This window comes from Mycobacterium sp. NGS17, assembly GCF_059813205.1.
The window spans coordinates 123,971-147,572 of record NZ_JCALED010000004.1 but is presented as its reverse complement, the minus strand read 5'-3'; the positions used below and the strand labels follow the sequence as shown (position 1 = coordinate 147,572).

Genomic DNA, 23,602 nt, shown 5'->3' with positions numbered 1-23,602 from the left:
GTTTGCGACTTCGCAGATCCGGAGCCGTGGCGTCGGCCGGGGTCGGCCGGTGTCGTGACGGCGTCCCGTGCGCATCGCCGACCAGGATCGGGACACCCTGGACGTCCTGATCGACAAGCTTCGCCGGCGATTCGTCCGCCCGACACCGGCCGAGGCGCGACCGGTGGTCCGCCGGGGCACCCCGGGCATGCGCGGCCCGCCCGCACGGTGGTGCCGATACATTCGATGGGCCAGCTGGTTTCTAGACAGGAACGAGGCCGCCCATGGGATTCATGTCACCGGAACTTCCGGACGTCGACCACACGACCTGGCCGACCTTGCCCCGGGCCACCCGACTGCAAGTGGTGACGCGGCATTGGGCGGAGCACGGCTTCGGGACACCGTACGCGGTGTATCTGCTGTACCTGCTCAAGATAGCCCTGTACATCGTCGTGCCGGCCGCGGTCATCTCGGTTACGCCCGGGCTCGGCGGCCTGGGCCACATCGGCGACTGGTGGACGCAACCCATCGTCTACCAGAAGGTCGTCGTCTTCACGCTGCTGTTCGAGGTCGTGGGCCTCGGCTGCGGATCCGGGCCGCTGACCGGGCGGTTCATGCCACCGATCGGAGGCATCCTTTACTGGTTGCGGCCCAACACGATTCGCCTACCGGCCTGGCCCGGCAAGGTTCCGTTCACCCGTGGCGACAACCGCACCGTCGTCGACGTCGCGCTGTATGCGATCGTTCTGATCGGCGGGGTGTGGGCGCTGCTGGCGCCCGGTCACGGCGGGCCGGTGACCGCCGCCGGCGACGTCGGCCTGATCGACCCCGTCCGGGTCATCCCGACGATCGTCGCCCTGGCGCTGTTGGGACTGCGCGACAAAACGATCTTCTTGGCCGCCCGCGGCGAACATTATTGGCTGAAGCTGTTGGTCTTCTTTTTCCCGTACACCGATCAGATCGCGGCCTTCAAGATCATCATGCTCTGCTTGTGGTGGGGCGCAGCGACTTCCAAGCTCAACCACCATTTCCCGTACGTGGTTGCGGTGATGACGAGCAACAACGCGCTGCTGCGGCCCAAGCTGTTCACCTCGATCAAGCACCTGCTCTACCGCGACCACGTCAACGACCTACGGCCCACCTGGTTGCCGAAGCTGATGGCTCATGTCGGCGGCACGACAGCGGAATTCATCGTTCCCACGGTTCTGGTGTTCGTCGCCGGCGATCAACCGTGGCGCTGGTTCCTGATCGGATTCATGGTGGTCTTCCACCTCAACATCATCTCCAACCTCCCGATGGGAGTGCCGTTGGAGTGGAACGTGTTCTTTATCTTCTCGCTGTTCTACCTGTTCGGGCACTACGGCGGGATTCGTGCCACCAATCTTTCCTCGCCGCTGCTGCTGGCGCTCGTGCTGGTCCTGGTGGCCATCGTGATCGCGGGAAACATGTTCCCCGAAAAGATTTCGTTCCTGCCGGCCATGCGCTACTACGCGGGCAACTGGGCCACCAGCCTGTGGTGCTTCCGGGCGGGTGCCGAGGAGAAGGTCGACGCCGACGTCGTCAAAAGCTCCGCGCTCGTGGTCAATCAGCTGGCCCGGCTCTACGGCCCGGAGACCGCCGAGGTCATGGCGGACAAGGTGGCGGCGTTCCGCGCGATGCATATTCACGGCCGGGCACTCAATGGCCTGTTGCCGCGGGCGATCGGCAACGAGGCCGACTACAAGGTGCGCGAGGGCGAGGTGGTGGCCGGGCCCCTGGTCGGGTGGAACTTCGGTGAAGGCCATTTGCACAACGAGCAGCTGCTCGAGGCGGTACAGCGGCGCTGCAACTTCGCCGACGGCGACCTTCGCGTGATCGTCCTCGAGGGTCAGCCGATCCATATCCAAAAGCAGTGGTACCGCATCCTCGACGCTGAGACCGGATTGATCGAGGCGGGCTACGTGACCATCGAGGACATGGCGTCGCGTCAGCCGTGGCCCGAGCCGGGTGACGAATTTCCGGTTCACCTCACCACGCAACCGATCCTTCACGGAGAGTCGTGACGACCGCGGTGGTCGTCGGTGCCGGACCCAACGGTCTGGCCGCGGCGATCCGGCTGGCCCGCGACGGCGTCGACGTGCACGTGCTGGAGGCGCGCGAGACCGTCGGCGGCGGAGCGCGATCCGGTGAGCTGACGGTGCCCGGCGTCATCCACGACCACTGCTCGGCGTTTCATCCGCTGGGCATCGGTTCACCGTTCTGGAAACAGCTGGACCTGCAGCGCTATGGGCTCGCGTGGAAGTGGCCGGAGATCGATTGCGCCCACCCACTCGACGACGGGACCGCCGGGGTGCTGTACCAGTCGCTCGACGCGACGACGGCAGGCATGGGACCCGACGCCGCCCGGTGGCGCCGTGCGGTCGGGGACCTTGCGGCCGGATTCGACGCCCTGGCCGAAGACCTGCTGCGCCCCGTGCTCAACCTTCCGCGTCACCCGGTTCGCCTCGCCGCCTTCGGGCCGCGCGCGGTGCTGCCGGCCACCGCGATGGCCCGGTGGTTTCGTACCGAACAGGTGCGCGCGCTGTTCGGCGGATCGGCCGCGCACGTCTATACGCGCCTGGACCGCCCCCTCACCGCGTCGCTCGGGCTGATGATTCTGGCCAGCGGCCACCGATACGGGTGGCCGGTCGCCGAGGGGGGATCGGGTTCGATCACCAAGGCGCTCACCGTCGCCCTCCAGGAGCACGGCGGCGCCGTGACCACCGGAGTGACGGTGACCCGCCGCAATGACATCCCCGACGCCGACATCGTCATGCTCGACCTGACTCCGGCCGCGGCGCTGAAAATCTATGGGGACGCCATGCCGGGGCGCGTAAAACGCTCTTATGAGCGCTACCGCCAGGGCTCCTCGGCGTTCAAGGTCGACTTCGCCGTCGAGGGCCACATCCCGTGGAAAAATCCCGACTGTGGTCGCGCCGGCACCGTCCATCTGGGCGGTACGTTCGCCGAGGTCGCAGACACCGAACGCCAACGCGCGCAAGGCAAGATGGTGCGGCGGCCCTTTGTGCTCGTCGGGCAGCAATACCTGGCCGACCCCTCCCGGTCGGCCGGCGGCATCAACCCGATCTGGGCCTATGCGCACGTGCCGTTCGGCTACACCGGCGACGCCACCGCCGCCGTCGTCGACCAGATCGAGCGCTTCGCCCCGGGATTCCGCGACCGCGTCGTGGCAACCGTCAGCAAGGGCACCGCGGATCTAGAGGCCTACAACCCCAACTTCATCGGCGGCGACATCATCGGCGGCGCCAACGACGGGCTGCAGGTCATCCTGCGGCCGCGCATCTCCGTGAACCCGTATGCGACCGGTGTGCCGGGCGTCTACCTGTGTTCGCAATCCACGCCGCCGGGGGCGGGCATTCACGGCTTGTGCGGGTACTACGCCGCCGAGGCGGCGCTGCAGGCCCTGAGGCGGCCGCGTCTCACCCGGTGATGGGCTACAAGTCGCCGTTCGGCTTCAGAAGGGCGAAATCATCTGCCAGGTCCCGCAATTCCGCGTCAAGAAGGCGGTGTCACTCGCCCGAATCGTGACTTCCTGCGGATTTCTGGTCTTGTTGCTATCGATAACGTCGCTCGTATCAGGGCTGCGCAGCCGCGCCCAATAACACTCGGTCCCACCAGCGTTGTGATACTTGCCCACCGGGATATCGACCCAGACAAGGTATGTGCCGTCATTGTCGATGACTGCCCAATTTGTGCCATTAGCGCCGATAACGGTCTTGGTGGCCGGCGATGTCGGCGGTGTGCGAATCACCGATTGAGTGATGGCGGGCTTCGCCGGGCTGCTGGTGATCGCGGTCGAGGCCGTGGTGTGCGTGGCATTTCCGCACCCCGCAAGCAGTATCGCGGAAGCGGTGAATGCGAGGCGCTTCATGCGTGGGAATTGTAAATGGCCCGAGCAGCTGTCGGCGGCTTTTGCCGCAAAGCGGAAGGCCGCTCAGCCAATGCGCAGGACTAAGCTTTCGCGGCCATTTTCCGCACCGAACTGCTTGGGCGCAATCGCCGCTTAGGGTTGGACGCGCATCTCGTAAAAACGCAGTCGCGCAACAACGTCAGCCTGACCCAGCGCTGGAGCACGGCCGATACCGAGGGTATGTGCGTGGATCTGCAAATTCGTGTTGTCCACCGACGCAGGGACATTGACGAGAAAAGGTTCGGCGGCGTTGGCGGCGATGAGGCGGTAGGCGGCCCCATCGAGCACGACGGTGGGAACGGTCAGGGGAGCAACGGTTCCTTGGAAGAGCCGGTCGATGACTGTCGGCGCCAGATCGATCCCCACCAGCACAGCCATGTCCGGTCCGCTCGGCGCAGGAATAGTGACCGCCTCCTTCCCGCGGATGGACACCTGGGACAAGGGAGCGGGTGGCGCACAGCGCGAGCCCGTGTGGGCGAAGAGTGCCCAGCGGTTCTCGATGTCTTTCACCGTGTAGTCGCACAGCAACGCGCGTGAATATCGGGGAGATTGCTGCACCCCGAGACGGCCGTCAATGGTGCCGGTTGCGGGGGACGTCGGCGATCGCCAGGACAAGACGAACCGGGGTCCGGCGGCCATTGTTTGGCTGTTCAGGTCGTCGAGGCTGGGCATGTAGGCCTGGTGGGCCTGGAATATGGGTGCTGGGCGCCATGCCATGCCATAAGCCCACGCGGCCGAGGCCTCGTCTGGGTCAATGTGGACCGTTTCCGACCCGATGGTTTTGACGAACCGTTCCGGCACGGCATAGAGGGCCCGCTGGCGTGCTTTGGCCTGGTCGATGCGCTTGCCGAACTTGCCCGGAGTGGCGAGCGTGAGCAGCCGGTCGACCGCTTGCCCGGGCGCTTGGACTGCGGCGACGATCCGGTCATGAGTGTGATCCCCTGTCGCGGACAGGACGGCGCGTTCTGCGCCGAGCGCTACGACGACTACCGCTACCGCGAGGACTACGAAGACGCGGCGAGCAATTTTGGAGAGAGGGGTGATCGCTATCCCGACGACGATCAGGCCAAGCAGGAGGAAAAGATGCGCTGGGCGCCCGACGGCGCTGCGGTCGGTGATCAACGTCACCAGCGTCACGAGCACCACGAAACTGCGGGAAATCTCGGCTCGCGCGCGGGCGTACATCACCCACAGCGCCGCTATCCACGCGAGGCTCATCACAACAGCGATGATGGTGAATGCGCTGAGAGGCAGCGCCATCCCGTCGCTGTAGCCCGACACTATGGCCGCCCCATACCTCAGCCAGGTCGGCAGGTCCTGCGGCCGTTGGCCGGCGAGCACCCACCAGACGAGGGTGGACATCGCGAACGCGGCCAGCGTTGCGCAGTGGCGGCCGATCTCCTTCCACCCGAGTAACAGCGAAGCGGCCAGCGCGATGGCCACGATGGCGATGCCGGTGTTGACCTTCACGAGCAGCTGAAGCCCTGCCACAGCGCCGAGCGCGCAGCAGGTGGTGAACACCGTCGAACGCGTAGGGCCATGCTGCAGCATTGGCACGGCCGCCCATACGAATGCCGCGAGAACGAGCAATTCTGGATACTTCAGTCCCGGATTCAGCCAGAACTCGATGTAGAGGACGGCGGTCACGCCGGTCGTGAAGAACGCGCCCAAGAGCGACGTCATCGGCGCGTGGCGCTGGCGGAGCGCTGCTGTGATGCCGAGGAACAGGGCGGCGAGCACGAGTGGCTGGTAGATGGAGGCGAGCAGCGACTGATCGAACGAGTAGTAGGCCGTGCTCTGCAGAAACCCAAGGGGTCCGTACGTGTACACGATTTGGGGGCCCCAAGCGAGATGGTGCATCCGGGCCAAGGCCAGGCCGGCTTCCCACGACTGATCTAGCCCGATGCCGGCGTCTACCGACGATTGGGGCCAGAGAATGAACGAGGCGATGGCCGCCGAAAGGACTCGCTGCCAGCGGGCAGCACCCCACGCCGGCGCCCTCATCAGGTCCTGACCGAACGTTCTCATCGGTACAAAAGCCGATGCCATTGCGGCAAATTATCAAAACCTCAGCCGCAAGTGTGGCATTGCTGCGGGGAAGTCGCCGATGGCCGGGGCCGGCAACTGGGGTTTTGCCGCTCGTCGACAGCGCGTCGCGGGTCGGGCGGCGCAGGGCGACGACCCAGGACTGTTACCGGCCCAAGGAGCGTTGTTGCTACTGATCTAGGCTGACCAGAGGCATTGCGCAGCGGACATGCTGAAGGCACAGCGAAGACGACTCAGGAAAGACAGGGAGAAATCAAGTGACGGTCCGAGTAGGTATCAACGGCTTCGGTCGAATCGGGCGGAACTTCTACCGGGCCTTATTGGCTCAACAGGAGCAAGGCACCGCTGACATCGAGGTGGTCGCGGTCAACGACCTCACCGACAACGCCAGCCTGGCGCACCTGCTGAAATTCGACTCCATCCTGGGCCGCCTGCCCCACGACGTCGGCCTCGAGGGTGACGACACCATCGTCGTCGGCAGCAAGAAGATCAAGGCGCTCGAGGTCAAGGAAGGCCCGGCGGCGCTGCCCTGGGGCGACCTGGGCGTCGACGTCGTCGTCGAGTCCACCGGCATCTTCACCAACGCCGCCAAGGCCAAGGGCCACCTGGACGCGGGCGCCAAGAAGGTGATCATCTCCGCGCCGGCCACCGATGAGGACATCACCATCGTGCTGGGCGTCAACGACGACAAGTACGACGGCAGCCAGAACATCATCTCCAACGCTTCGTGCACCACGAACTGCCTCGGCCCGATCGCCAAGGTCCTCAACGACGAGTTCGGCATCGTCAAGGGGCTGATGACCACCATCCACGCCTACACCCAGGACCAGAACCTGCAGGACGGCCCGCACAAGGACCTGCGCCGGGCGCGTGCCGCCGCGCTGAACATCGTGCCGACCTCCACCGGCGCCGCCAAGGCCATCGGCCTGGTGCTACCGGAGCTGAAGGGCAAGCTGGACGGGTACGCGCTGCGGGTGCCGATCCCCACCGGCTCGGTCACCGACCTCACCGCCGAGCTGCGCAAGTCGGCCACCGCCGACGAGATCAACGCCGCGATGAAGGCCGCCGCCGAGGGGCCCATGAAGGGCATCCTGAAGTACTACGACGCGCCGATCGTGTCCAGCGACATCGTCACCGACCCGCACAGCTCGATCTTCGACTCCGGCCTGACCAAGGTGATCGACGACCAGGCCAAGGTGGTGTCCTGGTACGACAACGAATGGGGCTACTCCAACCGCCTCGTCGACCTGGTCGCCCTGGTCGGCAAGTCGCTGTAAACCGTGGCCGTCCACGATCTGAAAGACCTGCTCGCCGAAGGGGTTTCGGGGCGCGGCGTGCTGGTGCGCTCCGATCTGAACGTGCCACTCGATGACGGCAAGATCACCGATGCCGGCCGCATCACCGCCTCGGTGCCGACACTGAGGGCGTTGGTCGACGCCGGCGCCAAGGTGGTGGTCACCGCGCATCTGGGGCGGCCCAAGGGTGGAGCCGACCCGAAGCTGTCACTGGCACCCGTTGCCGCGGCGCTCGGTGAGCAGCTCGGCCGGCACGTGCAGCTGGCCGGCGATGTCGTGGGCACCGACGCGCTGGCGCGCGCCGAGGGGCTGACCGACGGCGACATCCTGCTGCTGGAGAACATCCGCTTCGACGCCCGGGAAACCAGCAAGGACGACGGCGAACGGCTGGCACTGGCCCGACAGCTGGCCGAATTGGTCGGGCCGACAGGCGCTTTCGTCTCCGACGGCTTCGGCGTGGTGCACCGCAAGCAGGCCTCCGTGTACGACATAGCCACCCTGCTGCCGCACTACGCCGGCACGCTGGTGGCCCAGGAGATCCAAGTGCTGGAGCAGTTGACGAGCTCGACGGAGCGGCCCTACGCCGTGGTGCTCGGCGGGTCCAAGGTCTCCGACAAGCTCGGCGTCATCGAGTCGCTGGCGACCAAGGCCGACAGCATCGTCATCGGCGGCGGTATGTGCTTCACCTTCCTTGCCGCGCAAGGGTTTTCGGTGGGCAAGTCGCTGCTGGAAGAAGACATGGTGGAGACCTGCCGGAACCTCCTCGACACCTACGTCGACGTGCTGCGCCTGCCCAGGGACATCGTGGTGGCGGAGAAGTTCGCGGCCGACTCACCGCCGCAAACCGTGTCGGCCGACGCGATCCCGGACGACATGATCGGCCTGGACATCGGGCCGGATTCGGTCAAACGGTTTACGGCGCTGTTGTGCAACGCCAGGACCCTGTTCTGGAACGGCCCGATGGGCGTGTTCGAGTTTCCCGCCTTCGCCGCCGGCACGAAGGGTGTCGCCGAGGCCATCGCGGAGGCGACCGGCAAGGGCGCGTTCAGCGTGGTCGGCGGTGGCGACTCCGCGGCCGCGGTGCGCGCCCTGCGCATCCCGGAGGGCGATTTCTCCCACATCTCCACCGGGGGTGGCGCGTCGCTGGAATACCTTGAGGGCAAGACGCTGCCGGGCATCGAGGTGCTGAGCCGGCCCCAGCCAAGCGAAGGAGACGCGTGAGCCGCAAGCCACTGATCGCCGGCAACTGGAAGATGAACCTCAACCACTTCGAGGCGATCGCGCTGGTGCAGAAGATCGCCTTCGCGCTGCCGGACAAGTATTACGACAAGGTCGACGTCACGGTCCTGCCGCCGTTCACGGATCTGCGCAGCGTGCAGACCCTGGTCGACGGCGACAAGCTGCGGTTGACCTACGGCGGGCAGGACCTGTCCCAGCACGACTCGGGCGCCTACACCGGCGACGTCAGCGGCGCATTCCTGGCCAAGCTGGGTTGCACGTTCGTCGTCGTCGGGCACTCGGAGCGGCGGACCTACCACCACGAGGACGACGCGGTGGTGGCCGCCAAGGCCGCCGCGGCGCTCAAGCACGAATTGACCCCGATCGTGTGCATCGGCGAACACCTCGAGGTTCGCGAGGCGGGAGATCACGTCGGCCACTGCGAGGAGCAGCTGCGCGGCTCGCTGGCCGGGCTGTCCGCTGAGCAGATCGGCAAGGTCGTCATCGCCTACGAACCGGTGTGGGCCATCGGCACCGGGCGGGTGGCCAGCGCCGCCGACGCCCAGGAGGTGTGCGCGGCGATCCGCAAGCAGTTGGCGTCCCTCGCGTCGCCAGAGATCGCCGACGGCGTGCGGGTGCTTTACGGCGGATCCGTGAACGCCAAGAACATCGGCGAACTGATCGGCCGCGACGACATCGACGGCGGTCTGGTCGGGGGCGCGTCCCTGGACGGCGAGCAGTTCGCGACGCTGGCGGCGATCGCCGCCGGTGGGCCTCTTCCATAGGGGGGTGCCCTGAGAACGACTCCGCCCCGGTAGGCTGGCCGTCATGCAGTTGGCTTTGCAGATCACCCTGGTCGTCACCAGCATCCTGGTGGTGCTGTTGGTGCTGCTGCACCGCGCCAAGGGTGGCGGCCTGTCCACGCTGTTCGGTGGCGGCGTGCAGTCCAGCCTGTCCGGCTCCACGGTGGTGGAAAAGAACCTGGACCGGCTGACGTATTTCATCACCGCCATCTGGCTGGTGTGCATCGTCGGCATGGAGCTGATGATCAAGTACCGCTGACTGCGCCGATCCCGCACGGTCACAGCGCGGCGGCGAGCCTCCACAGGGCTTCGCGGTCTGCCGAGGCGGACCGGTCCAGCGGGCTGAGCACGATATCGGTGGCTCCGGCGTCACGGTAGCGGCGCAACTGGCGCGCCACAGACTCCTCGGGCCCGACCGCGGCGAGGTCGACGACGCTGGTGAGACCTTCGCGGGCGATCACATTGCGGTATGACGGGATGGCCTCATAAAAGTTCAGTTGCTGTGCGGCGGCGCTGCGAGCGCCCTCGATGTCGTCGGACAGCAGCACGGGCACCGCGGCGATGACGCGCGGCGCCGGCCGGCCCGCCTCGGCCGCCGCCCTGGTGATTTCCGGGACAATGAATTCTTCGAGCGTGCGGGGCCCGGCCAGGTAGGGCAGCGTCCCGTCGGCCAACTCGCCGGTGACCCGCAACGCCTTGGGGCCCATCGCCGCCACGTACACCGGAATCGGGGTGCCGCCGGGCACCTGCACCGGCCAGCTCGGGCTGGCGTGCAGCTCGCTGCCGTGAAAGTCGACACCGCCGGCGCTGAACACCGAGGCCAGGATCGTCAGGTGCTCGCGCAGTCGGGTGATGGTGTTGGGGAAGTCGGTGCCGAAGGCCGGGCGCTCCACCTGGCGGGCGCCCAGTCCCAGCCCCAGGCTGAAGGTGCCGTGCGCGGCGGCCTGCGCCGTTTGCGCCAACGACGCGACGATCAGCGGGTGACGAGGGTTGATCGGCACCACCGAGGTGCCCACGCCCAGCCCCGGCACGGCGGCCCCGACGAGCGCGGCGAGCGCGATGGCGTCGTAATTCTGCTGCTGCGGCAGCCACACTTGCCCGACCCCGAGCTCGTGGGCTCGTTGGGCTTGGGCGATGACGTCGTCGACCAGGTTGGGGGCATCGGGACGGGCCATGAGAATGATTCCGGTGGACATGTCCGCAACCAACACGGCCGATCGGCCGGTCATTCCTGCCGAATCACCGTGATCTGAGCTGCTGGGCGCCATGGTGATTCGCGGCTGCGGGTGATCCCCGACGGGCGGACGCCGACGTCCGCATCGATACTTGGTCACATGGTTGACGCATCCGAGGGCACGCTGGAACCGATCGGCGCAGTGCAGCGCACCCCGGTGGGCCGTGAGGCGACGGAGCCCATGCGGGCCGACATCAGGTTGCTGGGCGCCATCCTGGGCGACACGGTCCGCGAGCAGAACGGGGACGAGGTGTTCGAGCTCGTCGAGCGGGCCCGGGTGGAATCGTTCCGGGTGCGCCGCTCCGAGATCGACCGCGCCGAGCTGGCGCGGATGTTCTTTCGCATCGACATCCACCAGGCGATCCCGGTCGTCCGGGCGTTCAGCCACTTTGCGTTGCTCGCCAACGTCGCCGAGGACATCCACCGCGAGCGCCGCCGGGCGATCCACGTCGCCGCCGGCGAAGCGCCGCAGGACAGCAGCCTGGCCGCCACCTACGCCAAACTCGATCGGGCGCAACTGGATTCGGCCACGGTCGCCGGTGCACTGAAGGGCGCGGTGGTGGCCCCGGTCATCACCGCGCACCCCACCGAGACCCGCCGGCGCACCGTCTTCGTCACCCAGCACCGGATCACCGAACTGATGCGGCTGCGGGCCGAGGGCCACACGGAGACCGACGAGGGCCGCAACATCGAACTCGAGCTGCGCCGCCAAGTCCTGACGCTGTGGCAGACCGCGCTGATCCGGTTGTCGCGGCTGCAGATCACCGACGAGATCGAGGTGGGGCTGCGCTATTACGCCGCCGCGTTCTTCCGCGTGGTCCCGCAGGTCAACGCGCAGGTGCGCGACGCGCTGCGGGCCCGCTGGCCCGGCCCCGACCTACTGAACCAGCCGATCGTGCAGCCCGGGTCCTGGATCGGCGGTGACCGCGACGGCAATCCGAACGTGACGGCCGACGTGGTGCGCCAGGCCACCGGCAACGCCGCGTTCACCGCGCTGGCGCACTACCTGGCCGAGCTGACCGCCCTGGAACAGGAGCTGTCGATGTCGGCGCGCCTGGTGGCGGTCACCCCCGCATTGAGCGAGCTGGCGCAGGGCTGCGAGGAGAAAGCCCGCGCCGATGAGCCCTACCGGCGCGCGGTGCGGGTGATCCGCGCCCGGCTCACCGCGACGGGCGCCGAGATCCTGGACCGGCGACCGCAGCACGGGCTGGACCTGGGGTTGCCGCCTTACGCCGCCCCGGGGGAGTTGCAGGCCGATCTGGACACCATCGATGCGTCGCTGCGCGCGCACGGGAGCGCCCTGCTGGCCGACGATCGCCTGGCGTTGCTGCGAGAAGGCGTGCGGGTCTTCGGTTTTCATCTGTGCGGCCTGGACATGCGGCAAAACTCCGACGTGCACGAGGAGGTGGTCGCGGAGCTGCTGGCCTGGGCTGGGGTGCATCCCGACTACGGTTCGCTGTCCGAAGGCGACCGGGTCGAGCTGTTGGCCGCGGAGCTGGCCACCCGCCGTCCGCTGGTCGGCGACCGCGGGGTGGGGGTACCGCCCGCTTGCGGGGGACTGTCCGAGCTGGCCGGCAAAGAGCTGGGCGTGGTCCGCGCGGCCGCCCACGCGATCGCGCGCTACGGGCCGTCCGCCGTGCCGAACTACGTGATCTCCATGTGCCGGTCGGTCTCCGACGTCCTGGAGGCCGCGATCCTGCTCAAGGAGGCCGGCCTGATCGACACCTCCGGGGACGCGCCGTACTGCCCGGTGGGCATCTCGCCGCTCTTCGAGACGATCGACGATCTGCGCAACGGCGCCACGATCCTGCACGAGATGCTCGAGCTCCCGATCTATCGCGCGCTGGTGGCCGCGCGCGACGACAGCCAGGAAGTGATGCTGGGCTATTCCGACTCCAACAAGGACGGCGGGTATCTGGCCTCCAGCTGGGCGGTGTACCGAGCCGAGCTGGCCCTGGTGGAGGTGGCGCGCAAGACCGGAATCCGGTTGCGCCTCTTTCACGGTCGCGGCGGCACCGTCGGCCGCGGTGGCGGGCCGAGTTACGAAGCCATCCTGGCCCAGCCCCCCGGGGCGGTGAACGGTTCGCTGCGGCTCACCGAACAGGGCGAGGTGATCGCCGCGAAATATGCCGAACCGCAAGCGGCGCAACGCAATCTGGAGACTCTGCTGGCGGCCACTCTGGAGTCCACGCTGCTGGACGTGGAGGGATTGGGTGATGCCGCGGAACCGGCGTATGCGGTGCTCGACGAGGTGGCCGGGCTCGCGCAGCGCGCCTATGCCGAATTGGTGCACGAGACACCGGGTTTCGTCGACTACTTCATGGCGTCCACGCCGGTCAGCGAGATTGGGTCGCTGAACATCGGCAGCCGGCCCACCTCGCGCAAACCCACCGAGTCCATCTCGGACCTGCGCGCGATCCCGTGGGTGCTCGCCTGGAGCCAGTCGCGCGTGATGTTGCCCGGCTGGTACGGCACCGGGTCGGCGTTCGAGCAGTGGATCGCGGCGGGCCCGGAAGGCGAGAGCGAGCGGGTGGACATCCTGCACGACTTGTACCAGCGCTGGCCGTTTTTCCGCAGTGTGCTGTCGAACCTGGCCCAGGTGCTGGCCAAGAGCGACCTCGGGCTGGCGGCGCGCTACGCCGAACTGGTGGACGACGAGGAATTGCGGCACCGCGTCTTTGACAAGATCGCCGACGAGCACCGGCGAACCATCGCCATGCACAAGCTCATCACCCGCCAGGACAACCTGCTCGCCGACAACCCGGCGCTGGCACGCTCGGTGTTCAACCGCTTCCCGTACCTCGAGCCGCTCAATCACCTGCAGGTGGAGCTGCTTCGCCGCTACCGGTCCGGCGATGACGACGAGTTGGTGCAGCGCGGCATCTTGCTGACGATGAACGGGCTGGCCAGCGCGCTGCGAAACAGCGGCTGATTACCCGCGATTCGGTCACCGGGCCGGGCCGCTCACGAATACCCTGGATCGACGCGACGCCGACCAAGGAGACCAGTGAGCGGATCCGGACTACCCCTGTGGCTACTTCTGGTTTCGGTTGTCGCGGTCGCGATTGCCATCGCGGTTGGCACCGTCTGGCTGGGAAATCGCATCCTGCCGACGCGGCGGTACGGGCAGCAGCCGAATCCGCCGATCGCCTCGTTCCTCACCGTCGTCGGATTCATCTACGGTGCCCTGCTGGGCTTCACCGTGGTGGCCACCTGGGAACACTTCTCGTCGACGCAGGTCGTCGTTTCCGGCGAGGCGTCGGCGCTGACGACGATGTATCGGCAAACCGTCGCGATGCCCGAACCCGAGCGCACCGAAGTTCAGCAGCTGTTGCGCAAGTACGCCGGCGCGGTGGCCGGCCCGGAGTGGAACAAACAGCGCAACGACGGCGCGCGCGCCGCGATCACCCGGATGTATCGCACCGTCGGCCGCCAGCAGCCCAACGTCGCGGCCAAGCCGATCAATCAGCAATTTCTCAACCAGCTCAGCGAGCTGGCGTCCGACCGTAACGAGCGGATCGTGGGCACCAAGCCCCGGATACCCGCCCTGATGTGGGCGGGCCTCATCTTCGGAGCGGTTGTGCTGGTTGCGTTTACGGGTCTGCTGCGGATCGGCAGCACGGTCGGTCACGTGATCGTGTCGGGGACCGTTGCGGTTCTGCTGGGTCTGCTGCTGTGCGTCGTGTTCCAGCTCGACCACTCGTATGCGACCGATCAACGGATTACGTCCGGGCCGTTTCAGCACGCCTTGGACATCTTCGATTCGGTCGACAACGACAGCCGCTACTTCCCGCGCTGAGCGTCGACGTTGCGGGCCTTCGCGAGCTACCTCAGCCCTTCAGCAGCTCGCCGACGTGCGCGGTGACCGAATCGGTGAGGCCTTGCAGGTCATAGCCGCCTTCGAGCACCGCCACCAACCGGCCGTCGCACAGAGTTTCGGCTGATGCCATCAATTCCCTTGTGACCCAGGCGAAGTCGGCGGCCGTCATGGTCAGTGAGCCGAGCGGGTCACGTGCGTGGGCGTCAAAGCCGGCCGACACGATGATCAGCTCGGGCGAAAACGCCTGCAGCGCAGGCAGGATTCGATCCTGAAACGCCGCGCGCAGTTCGGCTCCGCCATCACCCGGCGCCAGCGGCGAATTGAAGATGTTGCCGACGCCGGTTTCCCGCACCGCACCCGTCCCGGGGAACAGCGGCATCTGATGCGTGGACGCATAGAGCACACTCGGGTCGGAGTAGAAGATCTGCTGCGTGCCGTTGCCGTGATGAACGTCGAAATCGACGATCGCGACCCGCGCCAGCCCATGCTTGAGCTGTGCATGACGCGCGCCGATGCTGATGTTGTTGAACAGGCAGAAGCCCATGGCGCGCTCGGTCTCGGCATGGTGGCCCGGCGGGCGGCTGGCGACGAACGCGTTCTGCGCGTCGCCGGCCAGCACCCTGTCCACGGCCTGCAGCGTGGCGCCCACGCCGCGCAGCGCCGTCTCCCACGACGAGGGCTCCATCATGGTGTCGCCGCCGTCGAGGTAGACGTACCCGTCGTCGGGTCGCGCGGCTTCCAGTGCGTCGACGTAGCGATTGGAGTGCACGTAGCGCGTCGTCGCGAGGTCGGCGGGCTCGGCCTCCTCGCGCACCAGGGCGTCGAACTGCGGCCGGCTCAGCGCAGCCTCCACCGCACGGTAGCGGTCCGGCCGTTCCGGGTGGCCGGGGGCGGTCCGATGGGCGGCGAAGGCGGAGTGGTGCAGCAGCAACGTGGCCATCGAAAATCCTTATTTGTTCGGCTACTGCACGCTCCGGTTGCGCAGCCTGTCCACGAAGCCGCGTACCGCGTGCTCGGTGATCGCCAGCGGAGAAATCATGGTCTCGCCCACCCGCACCATGTCGTCGACCCGCGCGACGATGGCCTCCACCGGTTCGACCAGCGCGATCAACCGCTTGGCCAGGTCGTCGAGGCTGGCCATGGTGCCGTCCAGGTGATCCAGGCCGGTTTCCAGCCGTTCCACGGTGGCGTTCAGGCTGGACAGGGAACTGCTGAGCTCCTTCATCGTGGTGCTCAAACCGTCGAGGACGTCCTCGACCTGCTCCACGGTCTTGTCGGCGTTCAGCGCGGCCTGGGTGAGCGTTTTGATCCGGCTTCGCTCTTGCCCCCCGCGCACGGTTCTGTCTGCCATGTGGGTCATTATGCGCCACGAGCGTCACGCCAGCGTGACCTCCAACGCCGAACGTCACGCCAGCGTGACGCGCGGCGCCGGCGTCTAGCGGGGCAGCTTGGCCGCGGCGGCCTCGTCGAGCAGCCACAGCGTGGTGTCCTGACCGACCGCGCCGGCCGCCGGCACCGACACTGGTGCGGCCCCGCCGATCGCGGCGGCCACCGCGTCGGCCTTGCCGCCGCCGGAGACCATCAGCCAGACTTCGCGGGAATGGGCAACGGCGGGCAGCGTCAAGGTGATTCGCTGCGGCGGCGGTTTGGGGGAGTCATCGACCGAGACCACCATGCGGGTGGTTTCGAGCACGGCCGGGGTGTCGGGGAACAGCGAGTTGATGTGCCCCTCGGGGCCCATCCCCAGCAGGTGCACGTCGAAGTTCGGAACCGGCTCGCCGGGCGCGGCGTTGGCCGCCAGCAGCTGCTCGTAGGCCAGCGCCGCCGCGGCGAGGTCATTGCCGAATTCCCCATCGCTGGCCGGCATCGGATGCACCTGGCTGGACGGGATGTCGACGTGGGAGAGCAGCGCGGCCCGGGCCTGCTTGTCGTTGCGCTCGTCGTCGTCCTCGGGGACGTAGCGTTCGTCGCCCCAGAACAGGTGCACGGACGCCCAGTCGATCTCTCGTCCCACCAACGACTGCAGCAGTCCGATGCCGTTGCCGCCGCCGGTGAGCACGATGAGCGCTCGCCCCCGCGCCGCCACGGCGTTCGCGATGGTATCGGTCAGGCGCGCGGCGGCGGCGTCGACCATGGTCTGGCTGTCCGGGAAAATTTCGATGCTGGTGCTCACGCGTACTGCACTTTCTCAATGCCTTCGAGTGCTGATTGGTATATCTCGTCGGGATCCAGGCGACGCAGGTCTTCGGCGAGGCACTCACCGGTTTCCCTGCGCGCCAGGGGGAGTAGGGCGTCGGGCCGGGCCGTCCGGCTCAACGTGGCCGTCCTTCCTTCCTGCGGCCGGCTCAAGACGATGGTCTCGCTCTTGCGCACCAGCTCGATCTTGAGCTCGCCGACTGCCCGGCGCACCGGGCCGTCGATCCGGCTGGCCAGCCACCCCGCCAGGACGTCCAGGGCGGGCTCGGTTGCCAGGCCCGACACCAGCGCCGACTCGATCGGCTCGTGCGGCGTCAGGTCCACGGCCGAGGTGAGCAGCGCGCGCCAATAGGTGATGCGGGCCCAGGCGAGGTCGGTGTCGCCCGCGGTGTATCCGGGCAGCCGGCTCTTGATGGCCGCCAGCGGGTCAACCCCGTTGGTCGCGTCGGTGATGCGTCGAATGGCCAACCGCCCCAACGGATCTTGCGCGGGGACCGCCGGCGCGACGTCGGGCCACCAGACCACCACCGGGATGTCAGGCAGCAGGAAGGGGGTGACCACGCTGGCGGCGTGGCCGGACAGTGGCCCGGACAGCGAAAGCACCACGACTTCGCTGGCGCCGGTGTCGCCACCGGCGCGCAGCTGCGCGTCCAGGCGCGGTTTGTCCGCATACGGATTGCCCCTCATCGTCACGATGATCCGGCTGGGGTGCTCATGGCTGGCGTCGTTGGCGGCTGCCAGCGACGCCTCCAAGATCTCGTCGCTGTCCGGCGCGATGATCAAGGTCAGCACCCGGCCCATCGCGACGGCGCCGACCTTTTCACGCAATTCGTCGAGCTTCTTGTTGACCGCCGTGGTGGTGGTGTCTTCCATATCGATGATCAAATTGCGCCACTCTCCCCCGCACGCGGGAGGTGCCCCCACCTCATCGCTGCGTCCCCCTCGCCGCTGCGCGGCTGGGGGTGCCCCCACTGCATCGTCGTGACGCGGATCATCAGGGCCGCCGCCATTCGCGGCCGGTGCGGCGCAGCATCTCGAAGGCGGAGTCCGGGCCCCAGGTGCCCGATTCATACGGTTCGGGTTTACCACTGGCCGCCCAATTGTTGAGGACGGGATCGAGTATTTCCCAAGCCAATTCGACCTCTTCGTTGACCGGAAACAGGGACGGCTCGCCCAGCAGCACGTCAAGGATCAGCTGTTCGTAGGCTTCCGGCGATTCCTCGGCGAACGCCGAGCCGTAGGAGAAGTCCATGTTGACGTCGCGGACTTCCATCGCGGTGCCCGGGACCTTGGACCCGAAGCGCAGCGTGACACCTTCGTCGGGCTGCACGCGGATCACCATGGCGTTGGTGCCCAGCTCGTCGGTCATGGTCGCATCGAATGGCAGATGCGGCGCACGCTTGAAGATCAGCGCGATTTCGGTGACCCTGCGGCCCAGACGTTTTCCGGTGCGCAGGTAGAAGGGGACGCCGGCCCAGCGGCGGGTGTCCACCTCGAGCGTGATGGCGGCGAACGTCTCGGTGGTCGAGTCTTTGGCGAATCCCTCCTCGTCGAGCAGCCCGACGACCTTCTCGCCGCCCTGCCAGCCCGCGGCGTACTGGCCGCGGCTGGTGGTCTCGTCGAGGGGCTCGGCGAGGTGGGTGGCCGAGAGCACCTTGATCTTCTCGGCCTGCAGCGCCGACGGGCTGAAGCTGACCGGCTCCTCCATCGCGGTGAGCGCCAGCAGCTGCATCAGATGGTTCTGGATCACGTCGCGCGCCGCGCCGATGCCGTCGTAGTAGCCGGCCCGGCCGCCCAGACCGATGTCCTCGGCCATGGTGATCTGCACGTGGTCGACGTAGTGCGCGTTCCAGATCGGGTCGAACAACTGATTGGCGAACCGCAGCGCCAAGATGTTGCGGACGGTCTCCTTACCCAGGTAGTGGTCGATCCGGAAAACCGACTCCTCGGGAAAGACCGCGTTGACAGACTTGTTCAGCGCCTGTGCGCTTTCCAGGTCGTGGCCGAACGGTTTCTCGATGACCACCCGGCTCCACCGCTCGCCCTGCGGGCGCGCCAAACCCGACTTGTGCAACTGCTCGCACACCACCGGGAAGGACTTGGGTGGGATGGCCAGATAGAAGGCATGGTTGCCGCCGGTGCCGCGCTCGGCGTCCAGCTTGTCCAAGGTCTCGGCCAGCCGGCCGAACGCCTCGTCGTCGTCGAAAGCGCCTGGCACGAAACGGAATCCCTCGGCCAGCCGATCCCAGTTCTCCTGCCGGAAGGGCGTGCGGCAGTGTTCCTTGACGGCCTCGTGCACCACCTTGCCGAAATCCTGGGTGCTCCAATCCCGGCGGGCGAAGCCCACCAGGGAGAAGCTGGGCGGCAGCAGGCCACGGTTGGCCAAGTCGTAAATCGCCGGCATGACCTTCTTGCGGGCCAGGTCGCCGGTCACGCCGAAGATCACCATCCCGCAGGGCCCCGCGATGCGCGGCAGCCGCTTATCTCGCCTGTCCCGTAACGGGTTATGCCATTGTCGCGCGGTGCGGGCTGGGCTCATTTGGAGGTGGAATCCAGCTGCTTCTGCGTCTCGTCCAGCAGCTCGGTCCAGGAATCCACGAACTTCTCCACGCCCTCGTTCTCCAGCACCTTGAACACGTCGGTGAGGTCGATGCCGACCTCCGAAAGCTTGTCGAACACCTCCTGGGCGGCGTCGGCGGTGCCGGTGACCGTGTCACCCTTGATTTCGCCGTGCTCGGCGACCGCGTCAATCGTCTTCTCCGGCATGGTGTTCACCGTGTTCGGCGCCACCAGCTCGGTGACGTAGAGGGTGTCGGAGTAGTCGGGATTCTTGACGCCCGTCGACGCCCACAGCGGACGCTGAACCCGGGCCCCGTCGCCCTTGAGCGCCTCGAAGCGATCGCCGCCCTCGAACACCTCCTGGTAGGCCGCGTACGCCAGTCGGGCGTTGGCCACACCGGCCTGGCCCGCCAGCGCCTTCGCGTCCTCCGAGCCGATCTTCTCCAGTCGCTTGTCGACCTCGGTGTCCACCCTCGACACGAAGAACGAAGCGACGGAGTGGATCTTGGACAGGTCGTGGCCGGCCTCGCGGGCCTTCTCCAGGCCGGCCAGGTAGGCGTCCATCACCTGGCGGTGCCGCTCGACGGAGAAGATGAGGGTCACGTTAACCGAAATCCCCTCGGCCAGAACGGCGGTGATGGCCGGGATGCCGGCCTTGGTGGCCGGGATCTTGATGAACAGGTTCGGGCGGTCGACGATCTTCCACAGCTCGACGGCCTGAGCCACGGTCTTCTCCGTCTCGGCCGCCAGGCGCGGGTCGACCTCGATGGACACCCGGCCGTCCACGCCGTCGGACGCCTCCCACTCACGCTTCAAGACATCGCAGGCGTTGCGGACGTCGTCGGTGGTGACCGTGCGGATGGTGGCGTCGACGTCGGCGCCGCGCTCGGCGAGCTCGGCGATCTGGCCGTCGTAGGAATCGCCCTCCGCCAACGCTTTCTGGAAGATCGACGGGTTGGTGGTCACGCCGACAACGCTTTTGGTGTCGATCAGCTCTTGCAGGTTGCCCGACTGCAGCCGCTGCCGCGACAGGTCGTCAAGCCAGACGGATACGCCCGCGGCGGACAGCGCCGCCAGATTCGGGTTCTGAGCGGTCATGTGAATTACCCTTTCCTCAGTTGTCCACTACTTCTTCCGCGGCAGCCGCGACCGCTTCGGCCGTGAAGCCGAACTCACGGAATAAGGTTTCGTAGTCGGCGGATTCGCCGTAGTGCTCGATCGAGACGATCTTGCCGGTGTCGCCGACCAGCTTGTGCCAGCTCTGCGCGACGCCGGCCTCGACGGCCACCCTGGCCGACACGGTCGGCGGCAGCACGCTGTCGCGGTAGTCGGCGGGCTGAGACTCGAACCATTCGACGCACGGCATGGAGACCACCCGCGCCACGATGTCCTTGTCCGCCAACAACTTCTGCGCCTCGACCGCGAGCTGGACCTCCGAGCCGGTCGCGATCAGCACCACGTCTGGGTCTTGGCCGGGGTCCTCGCCGTCCGAACCCAGGATGTAGCCGCCCCGGGCGACGCCGTCGGCGCTGGTGCCCTGCAGGATCGGCACGTTCTGGCGGGTCAGCATCAGGCCGACGGGGCCGCTGCCGTTGCCGCGGGCCAGGACAGTCCGCCAGGCGTAGGCCGTCTCATTCGCGTCCGCCGGGCGCACCACCGACAGGTTCGGGATGGCCCGCAGCGCCGCGAAGTGCTCGATCGGCTGATGGGTCGGGCCGTCCTCACCGAGCCCGATGGAGTCGTGGGTCCACACGTAGATGGTGTCGATGTCCATCAGCGAGGCCAGCCGCACCGCGGGCCGCATGTAGTCGGAGAACTGCAGGAACGTGCCACCGTACGCCCGGGTCGGGCCGTGCAGCACGATGCCGGACAGGATGGCACCCATCGCGTGTTCGCGAACCCCGAAGTGCAGCGTGCGACCGTACCAGTGCGCCGTGTAGTCCTTGGTCGAAATGGACGGCGGGCCAAAGGAATCGGCGCCCTTGATGGTGGTGTTGTTGCTGCCCGCCAGGTCGGCCGAACCGCCCCACAGCTCCGGCAGTTTCGGTCCCACCGCGTTGAGCACCTCGTTGGAGGCCTTGCGGGTGGCGATCGGGTCGGAGCCGGGCTCCCAGTTCGGCAGGTCGGCGTCCCAGCCGTCCGGCAGTTCCTCGGCCGTCAGCCGGTCCAGCAGTGCCTTACGTTCGGGTTGGCCCTCCGCCCAGGCGTCGAAATCCGCCTGCCACTTCTCGTGCGCTTCCTTGCCCCGATCCACCAGCTTGCGGGTGTGGGCGATCACCTCGTCGCGCACCTCGAACTTCTTGTCCGGGTCGAAGCCGAGGATCTTTTTGACGGCGGCCACTTCCTCGTCGCCCAGGGCGGCGCCGTGCGCCTTGCCGGTGTTCATCAACTTGGGCGCGGGATAGCCGATGATGGTGCGCAGCGAGATGAACGACGGCCGGTCGGTGGCCGCCTTGGCGTTGGCGATGGCCTCCTCGATCGCGACGACGTTCTCGCCGCCCTCGATCTCCTGCACGTGCCAGCCGTAGGCCCGGTACCGGGCGGCGGTGTCCTCACACAGCGCAATGTTGGTGTCGTCCTCGATCGAAATCTCGTTGTGGTCGTAGAAGACGATGAGGTTGCCCAGTTGCTGCACGGCCGCCAGCGACGAGGCTTCCGAGGTGACGCCCTCCTCGATGTCGCCGTCGGAGGCGATCACGTAGATGAAATGGTCGAACGGGCTGGTGCCCGGGGCGGCGTCGGGATCGAACAGGCCGCGCTCGTAGCGGGCGGCCATCGCCATGCCGACCGCCGAGGCGAGACCCTGCCCGAGCGGGCCGGTGGTGATCTCAACTCCCTTGGTGTGCCGGAACTCCGGGTGCCCGGGCGTCTTGGATCCCCAGGTGCGCAGCGACTCGATGTCGGACAGCTCCAGCCCGAAACCACCCAGGTACAGCTGCAGATACAGCGTCAGGCTGCTATGCCCGCAGGACAGGACGAACCGGTCGCGGCCCAGCCAGTAGGTGTCGCTGGGGTCGTGGCGCATCGCCCGCTGGAACAAGGTGTAGGCCAGGGGCGCCAGGCTCATCGCGGTCCCGGGATGGCCGTTGCCGACCTTTTGGACCGCATCGGCGGCCAGCACCCGAATGGTGTCGACGGCGGCCGAGTCAAGCTCGGACCAGTCGTCGGGCAGGTGCGGTTGGGTCAGCGTGGAGATCTCTTCGAGTGTCGTCACAGACTCTGTCCTTGGGTCATCGAGCTGATCAAATTCCACCCTAGTGCGGGAGGGCCGGCTCTTGCAGCGCAGGAATCGGGTACCCACGGCCGGCAGATGTGAAAATTACGCGGCCGTGGAAAGCGTTTAACATTCAGTTCGGAAATCTGGGAAAAATCTGCGGAATGGACCCGCGGGCGGGCCATCGTCACAACGCGGTCTACCATCGTGTGTAGTAGATGCTGCGCGCCGCTGCGACCCCGAGGAGTTATTGCGTGAGCGTTCGCGGGCGCGTCGCGCCGAGCCGATTGCCAAGCCGGATACAAGGCACGGTGCTCGCCTATCTGGCGCTGACCAAGCCGCGGGTCATCGAATTGCTGCTCGTCACCGCGATCCCGGCGATGCTGCTGGCCCAGCGCGGCACCGTGAACCCGCTGCTGATCGTCAACACCCTGATCGGTGGCATGCTGGCCGCCGGGGGCGCGAACACCCTCAACTGCGTGGCCGACGCGGACATCGACAAGGTGATGAAGCGCACGGCCCGCCGGCCGCTGGCCCGTGCCGCGGTGCCCACCCGCAACGCCCTGGTGCTCGGCCTGGTGCTGACGGTGGCCTCGTTCTTTTGGCTGTGGTGGACGACGAACCTGCTGTCCGGGCTGCTGGCCCTGGCGACGATCGCGTTCTATGTGTTCGTCTACACGCTGCTGCTCAAGCGCCGCACGTCGCAGAACGTGGTGTGGGGCGGCGCGGCCGGCTGCATGCCGGTGATGATCGGCTGGTCGGCCGTCACCGGCACCATTGGATGGCCCGCGCTGGTGATGTTCGCGATCATCTTCTTCTGGACGCCGCCACACACCTGGGCGCTGGCAATGCGCTACAAAGACGATTACAAAGCGGCGGGTGTGCCGATGCTGCCGGCCGTGGCGACCGAGCGCCAGGTGACCAAGCAGATCCTCATCTATACCTGGCTCACGGTGCTGGCCACGCTGGCGCTGGCGCTGGCGACGGGCTGGCTGTATGCGGCGGTCGCCGTGGTGGCCGGGGTGTGGTTCCTGGCGATGGCCCACCAGCTGTACGCCGGGGTCCGCGCCGGCGAGCCGGTCAAGCCGTTGCGGTTGTTCCTGCAATCGAACAACTACCTGGCCGTGGTGTTCTGCGCGCTGGCCGTCGACTCGGCCATCGGGCTGCCGCACCTGTTCTGAGCCGGTCGCCGACTCGCCTCAACCGCGGCGGCGCCGAAAGTGTCGCCCTGCGACTTCGAGAAGTGTTTCGGATATGGGATCGGTAGCCGGCCCACGGGATCACACTTC

Annotated in this window: 19 protein-coding genes; 9 read left to right on the top strand and 10 right to left on the bottom strand. The window is 67.2% G+C overall.

The genetic code is table 11. The features are described from left to right. Nucleotides 1-263 precede the first annotated feature (263 nt). Nucleotides 264-2,021 (top strand): DUF3556 domain-containing protein, encoded by a 1,758-nt coding sequence (locus tag AC5Y7E_RS10695; RefSeq protein WP_499919739.1) that lies wholly within the window; start codon nucleotides 264-266, stop codon nucleotides 2,019-2,021. Next, nucleotides 2,018-3,448, top strand: coding sequence for a phytoene desaturase family protein (locus AC5Y7E_RS10690; protein WP_499919740.1), 1,431 nt, complete (start codon nucleotides 2,018-2,020; stop codon nucleotides 3,446-3,448). The genes AC5Y7E_RS10695 and AC5Y7E_RS10690 overlap by 4 nt, the downstream gene beginning before the upstream one ends. A 24-nt stretch (nucleotides 3,449-3,472) precedes the next feature. On the opposite strand, the gene AC5Y7E_RS10685 is transcribed toward AC5Y7E_RS10690, so the two are convergent. After that, complete coding sequence (locus tag AC5Y7E_RS10685; protein ID WP_499919741.1) at nucleotides 3,473-3,889, bottom strand: Rv1352/Rv1906c domain-containing protein; 417 nt, start codon at nucleotides 3,887-3,889, stop codon at nucleotides 3,473-3,475. Between the two features lie 132 nt (nucleotides 3,890-4,021). After that, on the bottom strand, nucleotides 4,022-5,977 hold the full coding sequence (locus AC5Y7E_RS10680) for a hypothetical protein (RefSeq protein WP_499919742.1): 1,956 nt from the start codon (nucleotides 5,975-5,977) through the stop codon (nucleotides 4,022-4,024). A 254-nt stretch (nucleotides 5,978-6,231) separates the two neighbouring features. Here AC5Y7E_RS10680 and gap point away from each other — a divergent pair, with 254 nt between their 5' ends. Genes gap through secG form a run of 4 tightly spaced genes read left to right on the top strand, consistent with a single transcriptional unit; the run spans nucleotide 6,232 to nucleotide 9,549 of the window. Then, nucleotides 6,232-7,251 (top strand): type I glyceraldehyde-3-phosphate dehydrogenase, encoded by a 1,020-nt coding sequence (gene gap, locus AC5Y7E_RS10675; protein ID WP_499919743.1) that lies wholly within the window; start codon nucleotides 6,232-6,234, stop codon nucleotides 7,249-7,251. Nucleotides 7,252-7,254: 3 nt separating this feature from the next. Then, nucleotides 7,255-8,490, top strand: a complete 1,236-nt coding sequence (locus AC5Y7E_RS10670; protein ID WP_499919744.1) for a phosphoglycerate kinase — start codon at nucleotides 7,255-7,257, stop codon at nucleotides 8,488-8,490. Beyond that, nucleotides 8,487-9,272 (top strand): triose-phosphate isomerase, encoded by a 786-nt coding sequence (gene tpiA, locus AC5Y7E_RS10665; RefSeq protein WP_499919745.1) that lies wholly within the window; start codon nucleotides 8,487-8,489, stop codon nucleotides 9,270-9,272. Before AC5Y7E_RS10670 ends, tpiA begins: the two co-directional genes overlap by 4 nt. A 43-nt stretch (nucleotides 9,273-9,315) precedes the next feature. After that, a complete protein-coding gene (gene secG / locus AC5Y7E_RS10660) occupies nucleotides 9,316-9,549 on the top strand; it encodes a preprotein translocase subunit SecG (RefSeq protein WP_064879356.1) in 234 nt (77 codons plus the stop codon). Nucleotides 9,550-9,568: 19 nt separating this feature from the next. On the opposite strand, the gene AC5Y7E_RS10655 is transcribed toward secG, so the two are convergent. Next, entirely contained in the window at nucleotides 9,569-10,486 is a 918-nt protein-coding gene (locus AC5Y7E_RS10655; protein WP_499919842.1) for an LLM class F420-dependent oxidoreductase, read from the bottom strand. Between the two features lie 138 nt (nucleotides 10,487-10,624). On the opposite strand from AC5Y7E_RS10655, the gene ppc reads away from it, so the two are divergent. Then, nucleotides 10,625-13,456 carry a phosphoenolpyruvate carboxylase gene (gene ppc / locus AC5Y7E_RS10650; protein ID WP_499919746.1) on the top strand — a complete coding sequence of 944 codons (2,832 nt, stop codon included), beginning with the start codon at nucleotides 10,625-10,627 and terminating at the stop codon, nucleotides 13,454-13,456. A gap of 75 nt (nucleotides 13,457-13,531) precedes the next feature. Further along, nucleotides 13,532-14,323: a bestrophin-like domain gene (locus AC5Y7E_RS10645; RefSeq protein WP_499919747.1), complete on the top strand. Its 792-nt coding sequence runs from the start codon at nucleotides 13,532-13,534 to the stop codon at nucleotides 14,321-14,323. Between the two features lie 31 nt (nucleotides 14,324-14,354). On the opposite strand, the gene AC5Y7E_RS10640 is transcribed toward AC5Y7E_RS10645, so the two are convergent. From AC5Y7E_RS10640 to tkt, 7 genes are all read right to left on the bottom strand, one after another. Beyond that, nucleotides 14,355-15,284, bottom strand: a complete 930-nt coding sequence (locus AC5Y7E_RS10640) for a histone deacetylase family protein (RefSeq protein WP_499919748.1) — start codon at nucleotides 15,282-15,284, stop codon at nucleotides 14,355-14,357. Between the two features lie 21 nt (nucleotides 15,285-15,305). Further along, nucleotides 15,306-15,704: an ATPase gene (locus tag AC5Y7E_RS10635; RefSeq protein ID WP_499919749.1), complete on the bottom strand. Its 399-nt coding sequence runs from the start codon at nucleotides 15,702-15,704 to the stop codon at nucleotides 15,306-15,308. Nucleotides 15,705-15,779: 75 nt separating this feature from the next. Next, nucleotides 15,780-16,517 carry a 6-phosphogluconolactonase gene (pgl, locus tag AC5Y7E_RS10630; protein WP_499948871.1) on the bottom strand — a complete coding sequence of 246 codons (738 nt, stop codon included), beginning with the start codon at nucleotides 16,515-16,517 and terminating at the stop codon, nucleotides 15,780-15,782. After that, nucleotides 16,514-17,425, bottom strand: coding sequence for a glucose-6-phosphate dehydrogenase assembly protein OpcA (opcA, locus tag AC5Y7E_RS10625; RefSeq protein ID WP_499919843.1), 912 nt, complete (start codon nucleotides 17,423-17,425; stop codon nucleotides 16,514-16,516). The genes pgl and opcA overlap by 4 nt, the downstream gene beginning before the upstream one ends. 109 nt (nucleotides 17,426-17,534) lie before the next feature. Beyond that, a complete protein-coding gene (gene zwf, locus AC5Y7E_RS10620; RefSeq protein WP_499919751.1) occupies nucleotides 17,535-19,079 on the bottom strand; it encodes a glucose-6-phosphate dehydrogenase in 1,545 nt (514 codons plus the stop codon). Continuing rightward, nucleotides 19,076-20,197: a transaldolase gene (gene tal / locus AC5Y7E_RS10615; RefSeq protein ID WP_499919752.1), complete on the bottom strand. Its 1,122-nt coding sequence runs from the start codon at nucleotides 20,195-20,197 to the stop codon at nucleotides 19,076-19,078. The genes zwf and tal overlap by 4 nt, the downstream gene beginning before the upstream one ends. Before the next feature lie 16 nt (nucleotides 20,198-20,213). Further along, on the bottom strand, nucleotides 20,214-22,313 hold the full coding sequence (tkt, locus tag AC5Y7E_RS10610; protein WP_499919753.1) for a transketolase: 2,100 nt from the start codon (nucleotides 22,311-22,313) through the stop codon (nucleotides 20,214-20,216). 254 nt (nucleotides 22,314-22,567) lie between these two features. Between tkt and AC5Y7E_RS10605 the strand changes: the two genes are divergently transcribed. Next, nucleotides 22,568-23,494, top strand: coding sequence for a heme o synthase (locus AC5Y7E_RS10605; protein ID WP_499919754.1), 927 nt, complete (start codon nucleotides 22,568-22,570; stop codon nucleotides 23,492-23,494). Nucleotides 23,495-23,602: the final 108 nt, after the last annotated feature.

Coding starts and splice junctions, on each gene's coding strand:
- AC5Y7E_RS10695 (WP_499919739.1), top strand. CDS start 264: ATGGGATTCATGTCACCGGAACTTCCGGACGTCGACCACACGACCTGG.
- AC5Y7E_RS10685 (WP_499919741.1), bottom strand. CDS start 3,889: ATGAAGCGCCTCGCATTCACCGCTTCCGCGATACTGCTTGCGGGGTGC.
- AC5Y7E_RS10680 (WP_499919742.1), bottom strand. CDS start 5,977: ATGGCATCGGCTTTTGTACCGATGAGAACGTTCGGTCAGGACCTGATG.
- secG (WP_064879356.1), top strand. CDS start 9,316: ATGCAGTTGGCTTTGCAGATCACCCTGGTCGTCACCAGCATCCTGGTG.
- AC5Y7E_RS10655 (WP_499919842.1), bottom strand. CDS start 10,486: ATGTCCACCGGAATCATTCTCATGGCCCGTCCCGATGCCCCCAACCTG.
- ppc (WP_499919746.1), top strand. CDS start 10,625: ATGGTTGACGCATCCGAGGGCACGCTGGAACCGATCGGCGCAGTGCAG.
- AC5Y7E_RS10640 (WP_499919748.1), bottom strand. CDS start 15,284: ATGGCCACGTTGCTGCTGCACCACTCCGCCTTCGCCGCCCATCGGACC.
- AC5Y7E_RS10635 (WP_499919749.1), bottom strand. CDS start 15,704: ATGACCCACATGGCAGACAGAACCGTGCGCGGGGGGCAAGAGCGAAGC.
- zwf (WP_499919751.1), bottom strand. CDS start 19,079: ATGAGCCCAGCCCGCACCGCGCGACAATGGCATAACCCGTTACGGGAC.
- tal (WP_499919752.1), bottom strand. CDS start 20,197: ATGACCGCTCAGAACCCGAATCTGGCGGCGCTGTCCGCCGCGGGCGTA.